At 70.7% G+C, this 12,978-nt stretch carries 14 protein-coding genes and 1 tRNA gene; 12 read left to right on the plus strand and 3 right to left on the minus strand.

Translation table 11 applies throughout. The features are described 5' to 3' along the window. Positions 1-61 precede the first annotated feature (61 nt). Genes ACZZ98_RS17375 through ACZZ98_RS17390 form a run of 4 tightly spaced genes read left to right on the plus strand, consistent with a single transcriptional unit; the run spans position 62 to position 5,083 of the window. Complete coding sequence (locus ACZZ98_RS17375) at positions 62-445, plus strand: response regulator transcription factor (protein ID WP_463517414.1); 384 nt, start codon at positions 62-64, stop codon at positions 443-445. Continuing rightward, positions 442-1,551 carry a HEAT repeat domain-containing protein gene (locus tag ACZZ98_RS17380; RefSeq protein ID WP_463517415.1) on the plus strand — a complete coding sequence of 370 codons (1,110 nt, stop codon included), beginning with the start codon at positions 442-444 and terminating at the stop codon, positions 1,549-1,551. Before ACZZ98_RS17375 ends, ACZZ98_RS17380 begins: the two co-directional genes overlap by 4 nt. Beyond that, complete coding sequence (locus ACZZ98_RS17385) at positions 1,551-3,008, plus strand: glycosyltransferase family 2 protein (RefSeq protein WP_463517416.1); 1,458 nt, start codon at positions 1,551-1,553, stop codon at positions 3,006-3,008. Before ACZZ98_RS17380 ends, ACZZ98_RS17385 begins: the two co-directional genes overlap by 1 nt. After that, a complete protein-coding gene (locus ACZZ98_RS17390; protein ID WP_463517417.1) occupies positions 3,005-5,083 on the plus strand; it encodes an ATP-binding protein in 2,079 nt (692 codons plus the stop codon). The genes ACZZ98_RS17385 and ACZZ98_RS17390 overlap by 4 nt, the downstream gene beginning before the upstream one ends. Before the next feature lie 98 nt (positions 5,084-5,181). Here the strand turns inward: ACZZ98_RS17390 and ACZZ98_RS17395 are convergent. The 3 genes from ACZZ98_RS17395 to ACZZ98_RS17405 all read right to left on the minus strand — a co-directional run bounded on the left by ACZZ98_RS17395 (position 5,182) and on the right by ACZZ98_RS17405 (position 8,092). Next, a tRNA-Pro gene (locus ACZZ98_RS17395) sits at positions 5,182-5,255 on the minus strand. A gap of 90 nt (positions 5,256-5,345) precedes the next feature. Continuing rightward, positions 5,346-6,956, minus strand: a complete 1,611-nt coding sequence (locus tag ACZZ98_RS17400; protein ID WP_463517418.1) for a phospholipase D family protein — start codon at positions 6,954-6,956, stop codon at positions 5,346-5,348. Continuing rightward, positions 6,953-8,092, minus strand: coding sequence for a MalY/PatB family protein (locus ACZZ98_RS17405; RefSeq protein ID WP_463517419.1), 1,140 nt, complete (start codon positions 8,090-8,092; stop codon positions 6,953-6,955). The genes ACZZ98_RS17400 and ACZZ98_RS17405 overlap by 4 nt, the downstream gene beginning before the upstream one ends. 36 nt (positions 8,093-8,128) lie before the next feature. Between ACZZ98_RS17405 and ACZZ98_RS17410 the strand changes: the two genes are divergently transcribed. The 8 genes from ACZZ98_RS17410 (at position 8,129) to ACZZ98_RS17445 (ending at position 12,938) form a co-directional block, all read left to right on the plus strand. Further along, entirely contained in the window at positions 8,129-8,731 is a 603-nt protein-coding gene (locus ACZZ98_RS17410) for a CDP-alcohol phosphatidyltransferase family protein (protein WP_463517420.1), read from the plus strand. Beyond that, positions 8,721-9,638: a DUF881 domain-containing protein gene (locus ACZZ98_RS17415; protein WP_463517421.1), complete on the plus strand. Its 918-nt coding sequence runs from the start codon at positions 8,721-8,723 to the stop codon at positions 9,636-9,638. The genes ACZZ98_RS17410 and ACZZ98_RS17415 overlap by 11 nt, the downstream gene beginning before the upstream one ends. Then, a complete protein-coding gene (locus ACZZ98_RS17420) occupies positions 9,635-9,967 on the plus strand; it encodes a small basic family protein (RefSeq protein WP_380089296.1) in 333 nt (110 codons plus the stop codon). The genes ACZZ98_RS17415 and ACZZ98_RS17420 overlap by 4 nt, the downstream gene beginning before the upstream one ends. A 10-nt stretch (positions 9,968-9,977) precedes the next feature. Next, positions 9,978-10,754, plus strand: a complete 777-nt coding sequence (locus ACZZ98_RS17425) for a DUF881 domain-containing protein (protein WP_463517422.1) — start codon at positions 9,978-9,980, stop codon at positions 10,752-10,754. A 24-nt stretch (positions 10,755-10,778) separates the two neighbouring features. Next, positions 10,779-11,171: a glycine cleavage system protein GcvH gene (gene gcvH / locus ACZZ98_RS17430; RefSeq protein ID WP_463517423.1), complete on the plus strand. Its 393-nt coding sequence runs from the start codon at positions 10,779-10,781 to the stop codon at positions 11,169-11,171. A gap of 108 nt (positions 11,172-11,279) precedes the next feature. Then, positions 11,280-11,738 (plus strand): FHA domain-containing protein, encoded by a 459-nt coding sequence (locus ACZZ98_RS17435; RefSeq protein ID WP_463517424.1) that lies wholly within the window; start codon positions 11,280-11,282, stop codon positions 11,736-11,738. Beyond that, a complete protein-coding gene (gene ftsR / locus ACZZ98_RS17440; protein ID WP_463517425.1) occupies positions 11,719-12,417 on the plus strand; it encodes a transcriptional regulator FtsR in 699 nt (232 codons plus the stop codon). The genes ACZZ98_RS17435 and ftsR overlap by 20 nt, the downstream gene beginning before the upstream one ends. 17 nt (positions 12,418-12,434) lie before the next feature. After that, positions 12,435-12,938 (plus strand): bifunctional nuclease family protein, encoded by a 504-nt coding sequence (locus tag ACZZ98_RS17445; RefSeq protein ID WP_463517426.1) that lies wholly within the window; start codon positions 12,435-12,437, stop codon positions 12,936-12,938. Positions 12,939-12,978: the final 40 nt, after the last annotated feature.

Here is a 12,978-nt window from a genome sequence, read left to right on the forward strand (position 1 = left end):
GTTGTGGTCCCCACTGACTAGTCAGTGGCTATACGCTGATGGCCCGAGAGAGGGGGCATCCGTGCAGCCGACAGTGGTGGACGTGGTCGTGGCCGACGACGACGCCGACATCCGGGACCTGGTGGAGCTCAAGCTCACCCAGTCCGGATACACGGTGCGAGCCAGCGCCAACGGCGTCGACGCCCTCGAGGAGATCCGGCGCGACCCACCTGACCTCGCGGTTCTCGACGTGATGATGCCGGGGCTCTCGGGGATCGACGTCCTGCGCGAGATCCGCGCCGACGAGGCGCTGCGCCACGTGCGGGTGGTCCTGCTCACCGCGCGCTCTCGCGACACCGATGTCGACATGGGCTTCTCGACCGGTGCCGACGACTACCTCATCAAGCCGTTCAGCCCGCGCGAGCTCGTCCACCGCATCGCGGCCCTCGTCGCACGACCGAGGTGATCGACGCGCTCCCCGTCGGCCAGAGCCTGCTCGACGAGGTCCTCGTCGCCGTGCTTGGTCTGTGCGTCGTCCTGGCTTTCGTCGTCATCGTCAGCCGGGTGTGGATCCAGCACTCCGCCACGACCACGCACGAACGGCTGGCACCCCTGCGCACCGACCTCATCGCCGTAGGTGCGGGGGAGGACCCGTCAGGCAAGTCCCGCCGACGCCTGGTCGACGACCGGGTCGCGGGCACGGTCCTCGACCGCGCCCTCGTCGACCTCCTGACCAAGGTGCGCGGCGCCCCGGCGGAGGACCTCGTCGCCGTCCTGCGCCAGCGCCACGGCGTGTCCACCGCCCTGCGTTCCCTAGACGCGGCGTCCAGTGTGCGTCGCGCACGCGCGACGCGCACGCTCGGTCTGCTGCGGGACCCGGCCCTCACCGACGACATCGTGCGCATGCTGTCCGACCGTTCCGGGGAGGTGCGCATCGTCGCCGCCCGGGCCGTCGGCGCCATCGGCGCAGGTGCCGGGTCCGAGGCCGCCGAGGCAGTCCTGCTCGCCGTCCGGACCCGACGGTCGGGCCCCGGAGTGCCCGCCACCGTCGCCATGCAGACCCTCACCCAGCTGGGCGTCGAGGCCGGGCCAGCCGTGTCCATGGGGCTCGAGGACTCCGATCCCGGCGTCCGCAACGTCGCCGCAGCCGTGGCGGGCCACAGCCTCTTCATCGGCTGCGCGCCCCGACTGGCGCGGCTGGCGGCCACCGACCCCGACCGGACGGTGCGCGTGAGCGCCACCGAGGCGCTCGGCGCCGTCGGCCGGCCGGAGGACGTCCCCGCGGTCGCCCGCCTGCTCGCGCCCGAGGAGCCAGCCGTGGTGCGACGCGCGGCCGCCCGGGCGCTCGGCGAGCTGGGGGGCACCGACGCCGTCGCAGTGCTCGTCTCGGTCCTGGCCGACGAGGACCGCTTCCTGGCGGTGGCCTCGGCCTCCTCGCTCGCTCAGTCCGACGAGGGACGGCGGGCTCTGCGCCGCACGGCGCACGACACCGATGCGCCGGAGCTCGCGCGGTCCGCGGTCCGTGGGGCCGTTCAGCTGCTCGACCTGCAGGGCTCGGAGCGGGCCAGCTGATGGATGCCGACGAGATCGTCCCAGGGCTGCGCGAGGTCGTCATCGACGTGCTGGCGACGATGCAGTGGCCGGTCCTCATCTACTTCGTGCTCATCAACACGTCCTACCTCGTCTTCATCGCCCTCGCGGCCTGGGACTTCGTGCACCACCTGCGTCGGGTGGAGCAGGCCGGCCGCGGGGAGCGGGTGGCCAGCGAGTTCGTGCCGTCGGTGACGCTCGTCGTGCCGATGTACAACGAGGCCGCAGGCATCGTGCAGTCGGTGCAGTCGCTGCTCTCGCTGCGCTACCCGCACCACGACGTCGTGTGCGTCGACGACGGGAGCAAGGACGACACCTTCGTGGTGCTCGCCGAGGCCTTCGACCTCGTGGAGGTGGACCGCGAGATCCCGCGCGAGCTGCCGGTGCGCGCCGAGGTGCTGTCGGTCCACGTGCCCCGCAACGGTCGCACCCCCCTGACGATCATCCGCAAGACGAACTCGGGGCGCTCCGATGCGGTCAACGTCGGCATCAACGCCGCGGCCGGTGAGCTCCTCGTCTTCGTCGACGCGGACTCGATCCTCGACCCCGACGCCCTGCTCACCGTCACGGTGCCCTTCGCGGACGACCCGACCCGGATGGTGGCTGCCGGGGGAGTCATCCGCGCGGCCAACGGCAGCCGCGTCGTCGCCGGGCGACTCGTGGAGCCCCGGATGCCGAGCCAGCTCCTGCCGCGGATCCAGGTCGTCGAGTACCTCCGTGCCTTCCTCATCGGCCGCGCCGGCTGGTCCCGGCTCGGGGCGCTCGTGCTGATCTCCGGCGCGTTCGGCGTCTTCCGGCGCGACGTGCTCGTCGAGGTCGGCGGCCTGGACACCACGAGCATCGGGGAGGACTTCGAGGTCCTCATGCGGGTGCACCAGCACCTGCGCCGGGAGGGTCGCGACTACCGGGTCCAGTTTGTGGGCGAACCTGTGTGCTGGACCGAGGTTCCCTCCACGACCCAGGTGCTGAGGAAGCAGCGGGCACGCTGGCACCGGGGTCTCTGGGAGACGCTGTGGAAGTACAAGCACATGATGCTCAACCCGCGCTACGGCAAGGTCGGGATGCTCGCCGTGCCCTACTACTGGCTGTTCGAGCTCCTCGCTCCGTTGCTGGAGTTCGGAGGTCTCCTGCTGGTCATCCTCGGGCTCGCCCTCGACGTCATCAACGTCCCCTTCGCGCTCCTGTTCATGCTCGTCGCCTATGGCTACGCCATCCTCGTGACGCTCGCCGCGATGACTCTCGAGGAGATGACCTTCCGCAAGTACACGCGGTGGCGCGACCTCGGCGTCATGCTCCTCGCGGCGGTGGCGGAGAACATCGGCTACCGCCAGCTCACCGCCTGGTGGCGACTGCAGGGCTGGTGGGCGAGCCTGCGCGGCCGGGAGCAGGTCTGGGGCACCATGACGCGAGTGGGCCTCGGCGAGAAGACGAAGACGTGAACGTCGCGGCCCTGACGGTCACCCAGCGCCTGCGGCGACTCGTCTTCATCCTCGTCGGACTGATGCTCCTCGCGGTGGTCACGGGCACCGTGGCCGTGCTGGGCGCCTACCGCCAGGTCGACGACCTGGCCACGCTCAACGGACCGGCGGCCGACGCCAACGCGTCCATCCTCCAGATCCTCACCGACGCCGAGACCGGCCTGCGTGGGTACGACGGTTCCCGCGACCAGGTGCTGCTCGAGCCGTTCAACGGTGCCCAGCGGCGCGTCACGACCCAGCAGCAGGCGTTGCGCCGGGTGCTTGGTCCCGAGCTCCCTCGCTGGTCCGAGAGGCTCGCCACGCAGGACCGAGCCATCGCTGCGTGGTGGGACTACGCCAACGAGTCCAGGTCGCTCCTGGCCACCCGGGGCACATTGGACTACCGAGGTGGCAAGAGGGTGTTCGACGAGGTCCGCGCGGCCAATGCGGCGATCGGCCAGGACCTCACGGCCCAGCGCATCGCCGCTCGCAAGGCGTCCACGGGCCAGCTTCGCGACGCCGTGGTGCTCCTCGCCGGCGGCGCACTGCTCGCGACCGTCATCGCCCTGTATGCCGGGTGGCGCATCGCGAGGTCGCTCACCGGATCGATCGACGCACTGCGCCAGGTCGTGCACGCCCAGAGCAGAGGGGACCGCACCGCCCTGGCCCGGGAGACGGCGGGCCCCCGGGACGTGCGCGAGCTCGCGGCCAACTTCAACCACCTCACTTCAGTGACCCGCTCGCTCGAGGCCGACCAGCAGGACGCCATCCGGATGCAGGAGGTCACGCTCTCGCTCGCCACCCGGCTGCGCGGCCGGGTCGAGCCGCAGGAGGCCCTGGCGATCACCGCGGAGGTCCTGGCCGAGGCGACCTCGACCACCGCGGCCATCTTCACGGCAGAGCCGACGGAGGGCGGCGCGGACGGCCGCTGGCGCCTGGCGGCGTCGTGGCCACCGGACGTGCTCGACGGGTCGCGGGTCGTCCTCGTGCCTCCGGTCTCCCGGGAGAGCATCGCCCGGGGCGACTGGGTGTCGGGGACCCTGCTCATGACGGAGGACCTCGCCCACGACCCGATGCGTCACCACCCCTTCGTCGTGAGCCTGGCCGAGCAGCTGCCCGTCGGCGCCTTCCTCGGCACTCCGCTCGGGGTGGGGGACGGTGTCATCGGGGGGATCCTCCTCATCTCACCCACGGCGCGCACGTGGACGCCGCACGAGCGCAGCGCCCTCCAGCAGGCCACCGCCTACACCGCGCGCAGCTTCCTCACCGGCGAGCGGGTGAGGCAGCAGGCCCAGCTCGTCGCGCGGCTCGAGGCCCTGGACCGGCAGAAGGACGAGTTCGTCGGAACCGTCAGCCACGAGCTGCGGACCCCGCTGACCTCGATCGCCGGCTACCTCGAGATGCTCGAGGACGGAGACCTCGGCGAGCTGTCGCCGGCGCAGGTCAAGGCCCTCGGGGTGATCGACCGCAACACCGTCCGGCTCCGGGGTCTCATCGAGGACGTCCTCGTCCTCAACCGGATCGAGACCCGTGGCCTCGACCCCAGCTTCGTGCCCGTGGACATCGGGTCCCTGGTGGCCGACGTCGTCCAGGACCTGCAGCCGCAGGCGACGGCAAACTCGGTGCGGCTCGAGGTCCTGGCCGTCCCGGGCACCTGCATCCTCCAGGGCGACCCGCTGCAGCTGGGTCGGGCACTGACCAACGTCATCGGCAACGCCGTGAAGTTCTCACGGACCGGCGGCACCGTGTCGGTCGCCGCCATGGTCGAGGCCACGCGAGTGCGCATCCAGTGCCGGGACGAGGGGATCGGCATCCCGGAGGCCGACATGGCGCAGATGTTCTCGCGGTTCTTCCGGGCGAGCAACGCCACCGAGCACGCGATCCCCGGCACCGGGCTGGGCCTGGCCATCGTCCGGGCCATCATCGACGCACACCACGGCGAGCTGGAGCTCCAGTCGGTCGAGGGCGAGGGCACGACCGTCGTCATGGTGCTGCCCTTGACGGCGCCTCAGACCCCCGAGCCGGAGCTCACGGTCGAAGGCTCCGCGCGACAGTGACCTCTGCGTAGCGGAGGACCGGGGCGAAGGTTCTTGCGTCGCACCCGACGAAGCAACAGAAGGACCCTGACCCGCGTTGAGGGGTCAGGGTCCGAACGTCGGGCTGACAGGATTTGAACCTGCGACCCCTTGACCCCCAGTCAAGTGCGCTACCAAGCTGCGCCACAGCCCGTGGCTCGCTCAACCGTTGCCGGGCGAGCGAACGAAACCATATCCCATGCGTGTAGTCCCGGCCGAATCGGTTCAGCGCGCAGGCCCCAGGTCAGTACGACCGCCGCCGTCGCAGCGTCGTCGGCCGCCCGTCGGGGTCTCCGAGCAGGCGTTGCGGCACCTCCAGCACCCGCCGGAGCGCCCGACCGATGTCCGGCTCGTGGACCCGTCGAAGCCTCCCGGCCGGTCGCTGGCCGAGCATCCCACCGTCGCGCCAGGTCTGCAGCGCCGTCGCGGACGCGGCGAACGTGTCGAACATCCCCGAGGCCGAGACGCAGTCCGCCAGGGCGCTCTCATGCGCCGGTCCCGTGAGCGGGCGGTCGAGGTGCTCGGCCGCGAGTCGCAGTCGTAGCGAGCGAGCGAAGGGCGAGTGGTCGGTGGACGCCTCGTCGAGGACGAGCGCCGTCAGCTCCGAGTCGTGGGTCCACGAGCGTCGGTTGACGTTGTCGGAGCCGATCGTTGCGTACCAGTCGTCGATGACGAAGACCTTGGCGTGCACGTAGACGGGCCAGCCCGTGGAGTTCTCGATGCCGTATGCCGCGAAGCGGTCCGGTGCCGCTGCGGTCAGCTGGGCGATCGCCTCGAACCGGCCCTCGAGCTGCAGCAGCTCGGCCGCACCCATGAGGTCGGGGCGGTGGGGGAGGACCGAGACGAGGTGCAGCCCCGGGTTGTCGGTCAGCGCGTCGGCGAGCGCCGAGGTCACCGAGGACGACCAGAGGTACTGCTCCTCCATGTAGATGAGCTCGCGCGCCTGCCCGATGGCCTTGAGGTGGGCCCGGGCGATGGAGCGCTCACCCTGCGGAGCGAACGGGTAGGCCCGGCCGAGGTGACGGTGCGGGTAGGTGCGCAGCAGCTGGACGACGTGCGTGCCGCCCTCGACCGGCTCGGGGGCGGGACCGGTGGGCGGCAAGGGGCTCGCCTCGTGCTGCACCCTGCTCAGCCGGTCGCGCAGCCGCGAGTGCCACGCCGGGGTGAGCGGGTCGGGGTCCTCCCAGCGCTCCCGGAACACGGTCTCCACGTCGGCGACCGCGGGGCCCGTGATGGCGCAGTGGACGTCGTGCCAGCCGGGGCTGGGGCCGTACTCGTCGGCGAGCGTCTGCCGCTGGGGGTCACCATGGTGGTCGGAGTCGTCGCGTCGGGAGTGGGCCACGTCGATGCCGCCGACGAACGCGATGTCACGCGAGGGGTCGTCGCGGTGTCGGACGACGACGAACTTCTGGTGGTGCGACCCGCTGCGGCGGACCCGCATGTCGAGCAGCACCTCGGCGTGCTCGTCGTCCTCGTCGGCGAGCTCCTCGGCGACCTCACGGTTCTTCTCGGCCGAGAAGTCGAGCTGCTCGGTGTGGGAGCGCCAGACCAGGACACGCACGTGCACCTTGCGGTTCTCCGCCCGGTCGAGGACTCTGAGCAGGGTGCTCGACGGGTCGTCGGTGAGCTGCTCGTCGCCGTCGATCCGCCAGCCGGCGAACAGGACGAGGTCGCCCTCCGTCGTGGCCTCGAGCACCCGGTGCAGCTCGGCGAAGTAGGTCGCGCCGTCGACGAGGGGACGCACGACGTTGCCGGTCGACCACGCCTGCTGTCCCGGGTGCGCGTCGTCGAGCCGCGTGTGGGGGTTGTCGCGCTCGGTCGCGGTGAGCAGCCATCGGGTCACATCGGGATTCACCCGAGCGACCCTGCCATGCGCCGGACGGCTTCGGTGACAGTATCCGGAGACGTCGCGAGGTTGAGCCGGACGTGTCCACGTCCGGTGTCGCCGAAGGTCGGGCCCGACGAGAGGGCCACCCGCCCCCGCTCGCGGAAGACCGAGGCCGGGTCGTCGCCCAGGCCGAGCCCTCGGCAGTCGAGCCACGCCAGATAGGTCGCGGCCGGTGCGGCATACCTGATCTCCGGGAGGTGCTCGGCGAGCAGTCGACCCAGCCGCACGCGGTTGTCGGCGATCTCCGCCGTGACCTGGGCGAGCCACGGGCGCCCGTCGGTCCAGGCCGCGACGGCCGCGATCTGACCGAGGTGGCTCGCTCCGTGCGTGTGTGCCTCATGGAGCGCCAGCTCGCTCCGGGCGTCCCTGCCGATGACGACGAGGGCTGCCTTGAGGCCGGCGAGGTTCCACGCCTTCGACGCCGACATGAGACTCGCCCCCTGCTGCCCGCCCGGCACCGACAGGTAGGGAGTGAACGGGCCGTCATGGACGATCGGCGCGTGGATCTCGTCGGCGATGACGACGACCCCGTGGCGGTCCGCGAGCGCGGCCAGGGCCGCGAGCTCCGAGGCCATGTGGACCGTGCCCGTCGGGTTCTGCGGGTTGCACAGCAGGTATGCCGCCCGCCCACCCTGTGCGGTCACCTCGGCGAACGTCCGGTCCAGCGCCGCGAGGTCGAGTCGCCCGCCGGACAGCGGGGCGTCGACCACGCGACGACCCGTCATGGCGACGAAGTCGAAGAACGCGTTGTAGACGGGCGACGACACCACGACCGGACCACCCGGGTCGGTGACGCACCGGACAAGCTCGGCCACCCCGATCATGACGTCGGCCACGGGGGTCACGCGGGTCGGGTCGATGGTCCACGACCAGGTGTCCGCGGCATACTCCACGGCCGCGTCGACGAAGTCGGCCCCGAGCGGATATCCCGTGTCACCACGTCGCAGGGCCGCGCTCACGGCCTCGACGACGGGCTCGCACGCGGTGGCGTCCATCTCAGCGACCCAGAGCGGCAGGACGTCGTCGGGGTAGTGCCCCCACTTCACTCCGGTGCGGCGCGAACGCCAGGTCGCAGCGTCGCCGGCGAGGATGCGGGAAGTCATGAACCGACTGTAGACACGAGCACATAGGCTGCAGCCATGACTGCGGGTGAGAGCGTTCGGGGGACCGACAGCGACCCCGTCGACCGCGTCGTCACCCTGCCCAACGCGCTCTCGGCACTGCGACTTCTCGGCGTCCCGGTGTTCATCTGGGCGATCGCCACGCAGCACGACGCCATCGCCCTCGTCATCCTCATGGCCTCGGGGATCACCGACTACCTGGACGGCAAGATCGCGCGCCACTACGGGCTGGTCTCGCGCGTCGGCCAGCTGCTCGACCCCATCGCCGACCGCCTCTACATCGTCACCACCCTCGTGGGTCTCGCGTGGCGCGACATCATCCCCTGGTGGCTCGTCGTGGTGCTCTTCGCCCGTGAGGCGTTCATGGGCGTCGTCGTCCTCATCGCCAAGCGCCACGGCTGGACCGGGCTGCCCGTCCACTTCATCGGCAAGGCCGCGACCTTCAACCTCCTCTACGCGTTCCCGGCGCTGCTCATGGCCGACGGGGACGGTGCACTGGCGAGCTTCATGCGCCCCGTGGGGTGGGGCTTCGCGTGGTGGGGCATCGTCCTCTACTGGGTTGCGGGGATCCTGTATGCCGTCCAGCTCCGTGCGCTGATCGCTCGCCGTGGTGCCCGATGAGTCCGCAGGTCACGAGCTCCCCCGCCGCCCCGACGCGTCCATGACGCTGCTCACGTCCATGTTGGAGCGTCCGCTGGACTCGGGGTACGCAGCTGCTGCGGAACGCCGCGAGAGGGCCGGGCTCCCACGGGCCACGAGCCTGCGCTCGCCGGCACTGGTCCTCTTCGCGGTGGTCATCGGTGTCCTCGTCGGGATCGCCGCGATGCAGCTGCGTGGCGGCGACACGACCAAGGAGCGCACCAAGGCCAGCCTCATCGAGCGCATCGAGCAGCAGCAGGCCGTCGTGGACACGCGTGCCGCGCAAGCTGGAACGCTCCGGTCCGAGATCGCGACCCTCGACGCGGCGACCCTGCGTGACGTGAGCGAGTCGCTGGCCCAGGAGGTCGAGCGCCTCGCGCTCGTCACCGGGGCGGTCCCGGTGCGCGGCCCGGGGTTCGTCGTGACCGTCGACGACGCGCCCAGCTCGGAGGACGCCGGCTCCAACAGTGAACCTCGCGCTGATGCGGGCTCGACCGACGGCAACGTCTTCGCCCGCGACCTGCAGATCCTCACCAACAGCCTCTGGGAGGCCGGCGCCGAGGCAGTCTCGATCAACGGCCAGCGGTTGACCTCGACGGCGTCCATCCGCTTCGCGGGGGAGGCCATCCTCGTCGACTACCGCCCCCTCAAGCGCCCCTACGTCGTCACAGCCATCGGCGACCCGGGCAAGATGCCGGCGGCCTTCGCCGACGGCAACGGTGGCACCTACCTCTCGACGCTGAAGAGCTCCTTCGGCATCAGGGTCGAGACCTCCGTCCGCAAAGAGGTCACGATTCCGGCCTCGGCCACGCTGGGGACCCGAGCAGCCGTCCCCGCGGATAAGGTCAAGGCGCCAGCATCGCCCTCGCCCGAAGGAGACTCGTCGTGATCCCCGCACTGGGCCTGGTCATCGGCATCGTCGCCGGTGTCCTGATGCAGCCCGAGGTGCCCCTGTGGCTGCAGCCCTACCTGCCCATCGCCGTCATCGCCGCGCTGGACGCGGTCTTCGGCGCAGTCCGGGCGGTCCTTGACGGGATCTTCAACGACAAGGTCTTCGTGATCTCGTTCCTCTCCAACGTCGTGGTCGCCGCGTTCATCGTCTTCCTCGGCGACCAGCTGGGTGTGGGGAGCCAGCTCTCGACCGGCGTCGTGGTCGTCCTCGGTGTCCGGATCTTCTCCAACGTCGCCTCCATCCGCCGCCACCTCTTCAACGCGTGAGCAGGCGCCCATGACCGACGCAGAGCCGACCGCACCCGCCTCACGCCCCGCGGGGTCGTCGAGCACGGCGTGGCACCGGCTCGGGCGCGCGGGGCGGCCTCGGGGGACCAAGGCCAACGTGCTTGCGACCCTGCTCGCGCTCGGCCTCGGGTTCGCCATAGCGGCGCAGGTCCACCAGACCTCGATCGAGGGGTTGGAGGACCTGCGTGAGGACGAGCTCATCCGCATCCTCGACACGGTCGACCAGGACGGCAGCCGGCTCGCCGAGGAGATCCAGACCCTGCAGCTCTCACGTGACCGCCTGCAGAGCGACACCACGAGCCTCACCGAGGCCCAGCAGGCGGCGCAGCAGCGCCTCGACTCCCTGGCGATCATGGCGGGGACGGTGCCGACGCGCGGGCCCGGCATCGTGCTGACGATCCGCGATCCCGACAACGGCGTGACGGCACCGATGCTGCTCGACACCCTGCAGGAGCTGCGCGACGCCGGGGCCGAGGCGGTCGAGATCAACAACGTCCGCGTCGTGGCCAACACCTACTTCACCGATGGCGAAGGGGGCCTGGCGATCTCGGGCAGAGAGGTGAGCGCGCCCTACGTCGTCACGGCGATCGGCGACGGCTCCACCCTCGCGTCCGCGATGGAGATCCCCGGAGGTGTGACCGAGTCGGTCCGCAGTGTCGGGGGTGAGGCGGGCGTCGAGGCCAAGGAGGAGGTGACGGTGTCCGCGTTGCAGACCGTTTCGGAGCCTCAGTACGCTCGACCCGTCCCCAGTCCCACGAAGTCCTGAACGCCACCTGAAGGAGCCTCACCGATGAGCGACCTCGAGTACCCGAGCGACCTGCGCTACACCGCCGAGCACGAGTGGGTGCGCACAGGCGACGACGGCACCGTGCGGATCGGCATCACGTCGTTCGCCCAGGACGCGCTCGGCGACGTCGTCTACGTGAGCCTGCCGGCCGCCGGAGACACCGTGGCCGTCGGGGACGCGTGCGGCGAGGTGGAGTCGACGAAGTCGGTCAGCGACCTCTACGCGCCGGTCGCGGGTGAGATCACCGCCGTCAACGCGGCCCTCGACGCCTCACCCGAGCTCGTCAACTCCGACCCGTACGGCGAGGGCTGGATGTATGAGCTGCGTCCGAGCGACTCCGCAGCGGTCGACGGACTCCTGGACGTCGAGGCCTACCAGCAACAGCTAGCTGATTGACAGGCCACTCATGGCCAACCACCTGTTCATCCCTGGAGCGGTCATCTAGGGTGAATGTTCCGGACGACCCGCCCGCAGGATCGCCTTCGCACCCGAGGAGCCGCACAGATGAGTGACGAGAGTCGCCAGACCCCAGCGCGCGAGCCGGAGTCGTCGACGACGATGCGCTTCCGGGCGGTGGACGGACTCGAGCAGTCCGACGTCGTCCATGAGAGCGAGCACGTCCTCACCCGCGCCGACCAGGCCACGGTCGAGGCGCTCCGTCCCGGCACGGCCCTGCTCGTCGTCCTGCGCGGTCCGAACACCGGGGCCCGGTTCCTGCTGGACGACGACATCGTCTCCTCAGGTCGGCACCCCGACAGCGACATCTTCCTCGACGACGTGACCGTCTCCCGGCAGCACGCGACGTTCGAGCGGACGCAGGGGAAGTTCGTCGTCAAGGACGTCGGCTCCCTCAACGGGACCTACGTCAACCGGGAGCGGATCGACGACTCCGTGCTCCAGACCGGCGACGAGGTGCAGATCGGCAAGTACCGCCTCGTCTTCTATGCCGCCAAGCAGGCCTGACCGGCCGCTGACCATCGGGAAGGTCCTCGACGCCCTGCGTGAGGAGTTCCCGGAGGTCAGCATCTCCAAGATCCGGTTCCTGGAGGGCGAGGGGCTCGTCGAACCCGCTCGGACGCCGGCCGGTTACCGCACCTACTCGGGCGCGGACGTCGAACGCCTCCGCTACGTGCTGCGAGCCCAGCGCGACCGGTTCTGGCCGCTCAAGGTCATCCGTGAGGCGCTCGACGCCCTCGACCGCGGGCTCCAGCCGGCCGCGGACAGCGACGCCCGCCCGCAGCCACCCGGCCCCGAGGCCGACCCCGACGTTCCCGCGGCTGACACTCTTCGGCCCGGCCCGGCCGTCCGCCTCACCCGCGACGAGCTGACGACGGCCACCGGCCTCGACCTCGAGACGATCTCCTCGCTCGAGGGCTTCGGAGTCCTTCGAGCCGATGCGGAGGGCCTCTTCTCGGGAGCCGACCTCCAGGCCGCGCACGCGGCCGCCGGCCTCGCGGCATACGGGATCGAGGCCCGGCACCTGCGTCCGTTCAGGACCGCAGCCGATCGCGAGGTCGGGCTCGTCGAGCAGGCGATGAGCACGCGCCGGTCCGGTGGGCGCGCCCAGGACCAGGCCGATGTCGCTCGCCTGTGCCTCCAGCTCCACGCCGCGCTGGTCAAGGGTGGTCTGTCCCGACCCTGACGACGTACGGTGGAAGGGTGAAGTCACTGGACGTCCTCGGGGTCCGAGTCGAGATGCCGACCAATCAGCCCATCGTCCTGCTCCGTGAGCGGGACGGCAGTCGCTACCTGCCCATCTGGGTGGGTGCGGCCGAGGCCGCGGCGATCGCCTACGCCCAGCAAGGAGTCACCCCGCCGAGACCGCTCACCCACGACCTGATGAAGAACCTCCTCGACGACCTGGGGCACACCCTCGACCGGGTCCGCATCACCAGCCTCGCCAACGGCGTCTTCCACGCGGTGCTCGACGTCGACGGCGGCGAGGACGGGGGAGGGCAGAGCATCGACTCCCGGTCCTCGGACGCCATCGCCCTGGCGCTGCGCTTCGGCGTCGACATCGTGACGACCGAGGACCTCCTCGGTGAGGCCGGCATCGCGATGGCGGAGGAGGAGAAGGAGGAGAACGAGGTCGAGAAGTTCAAGGAGTTCCTCGACCACGTCTCGGCCGACGACTTCGACACCGGAGACCAACCGTCAAGTTGAGGGTGAGTGTTACTCATGTTGCTCACGACACGCATGAGGT

The organism is Knoellia sp. AC549 (assembly GCF_979258975.1).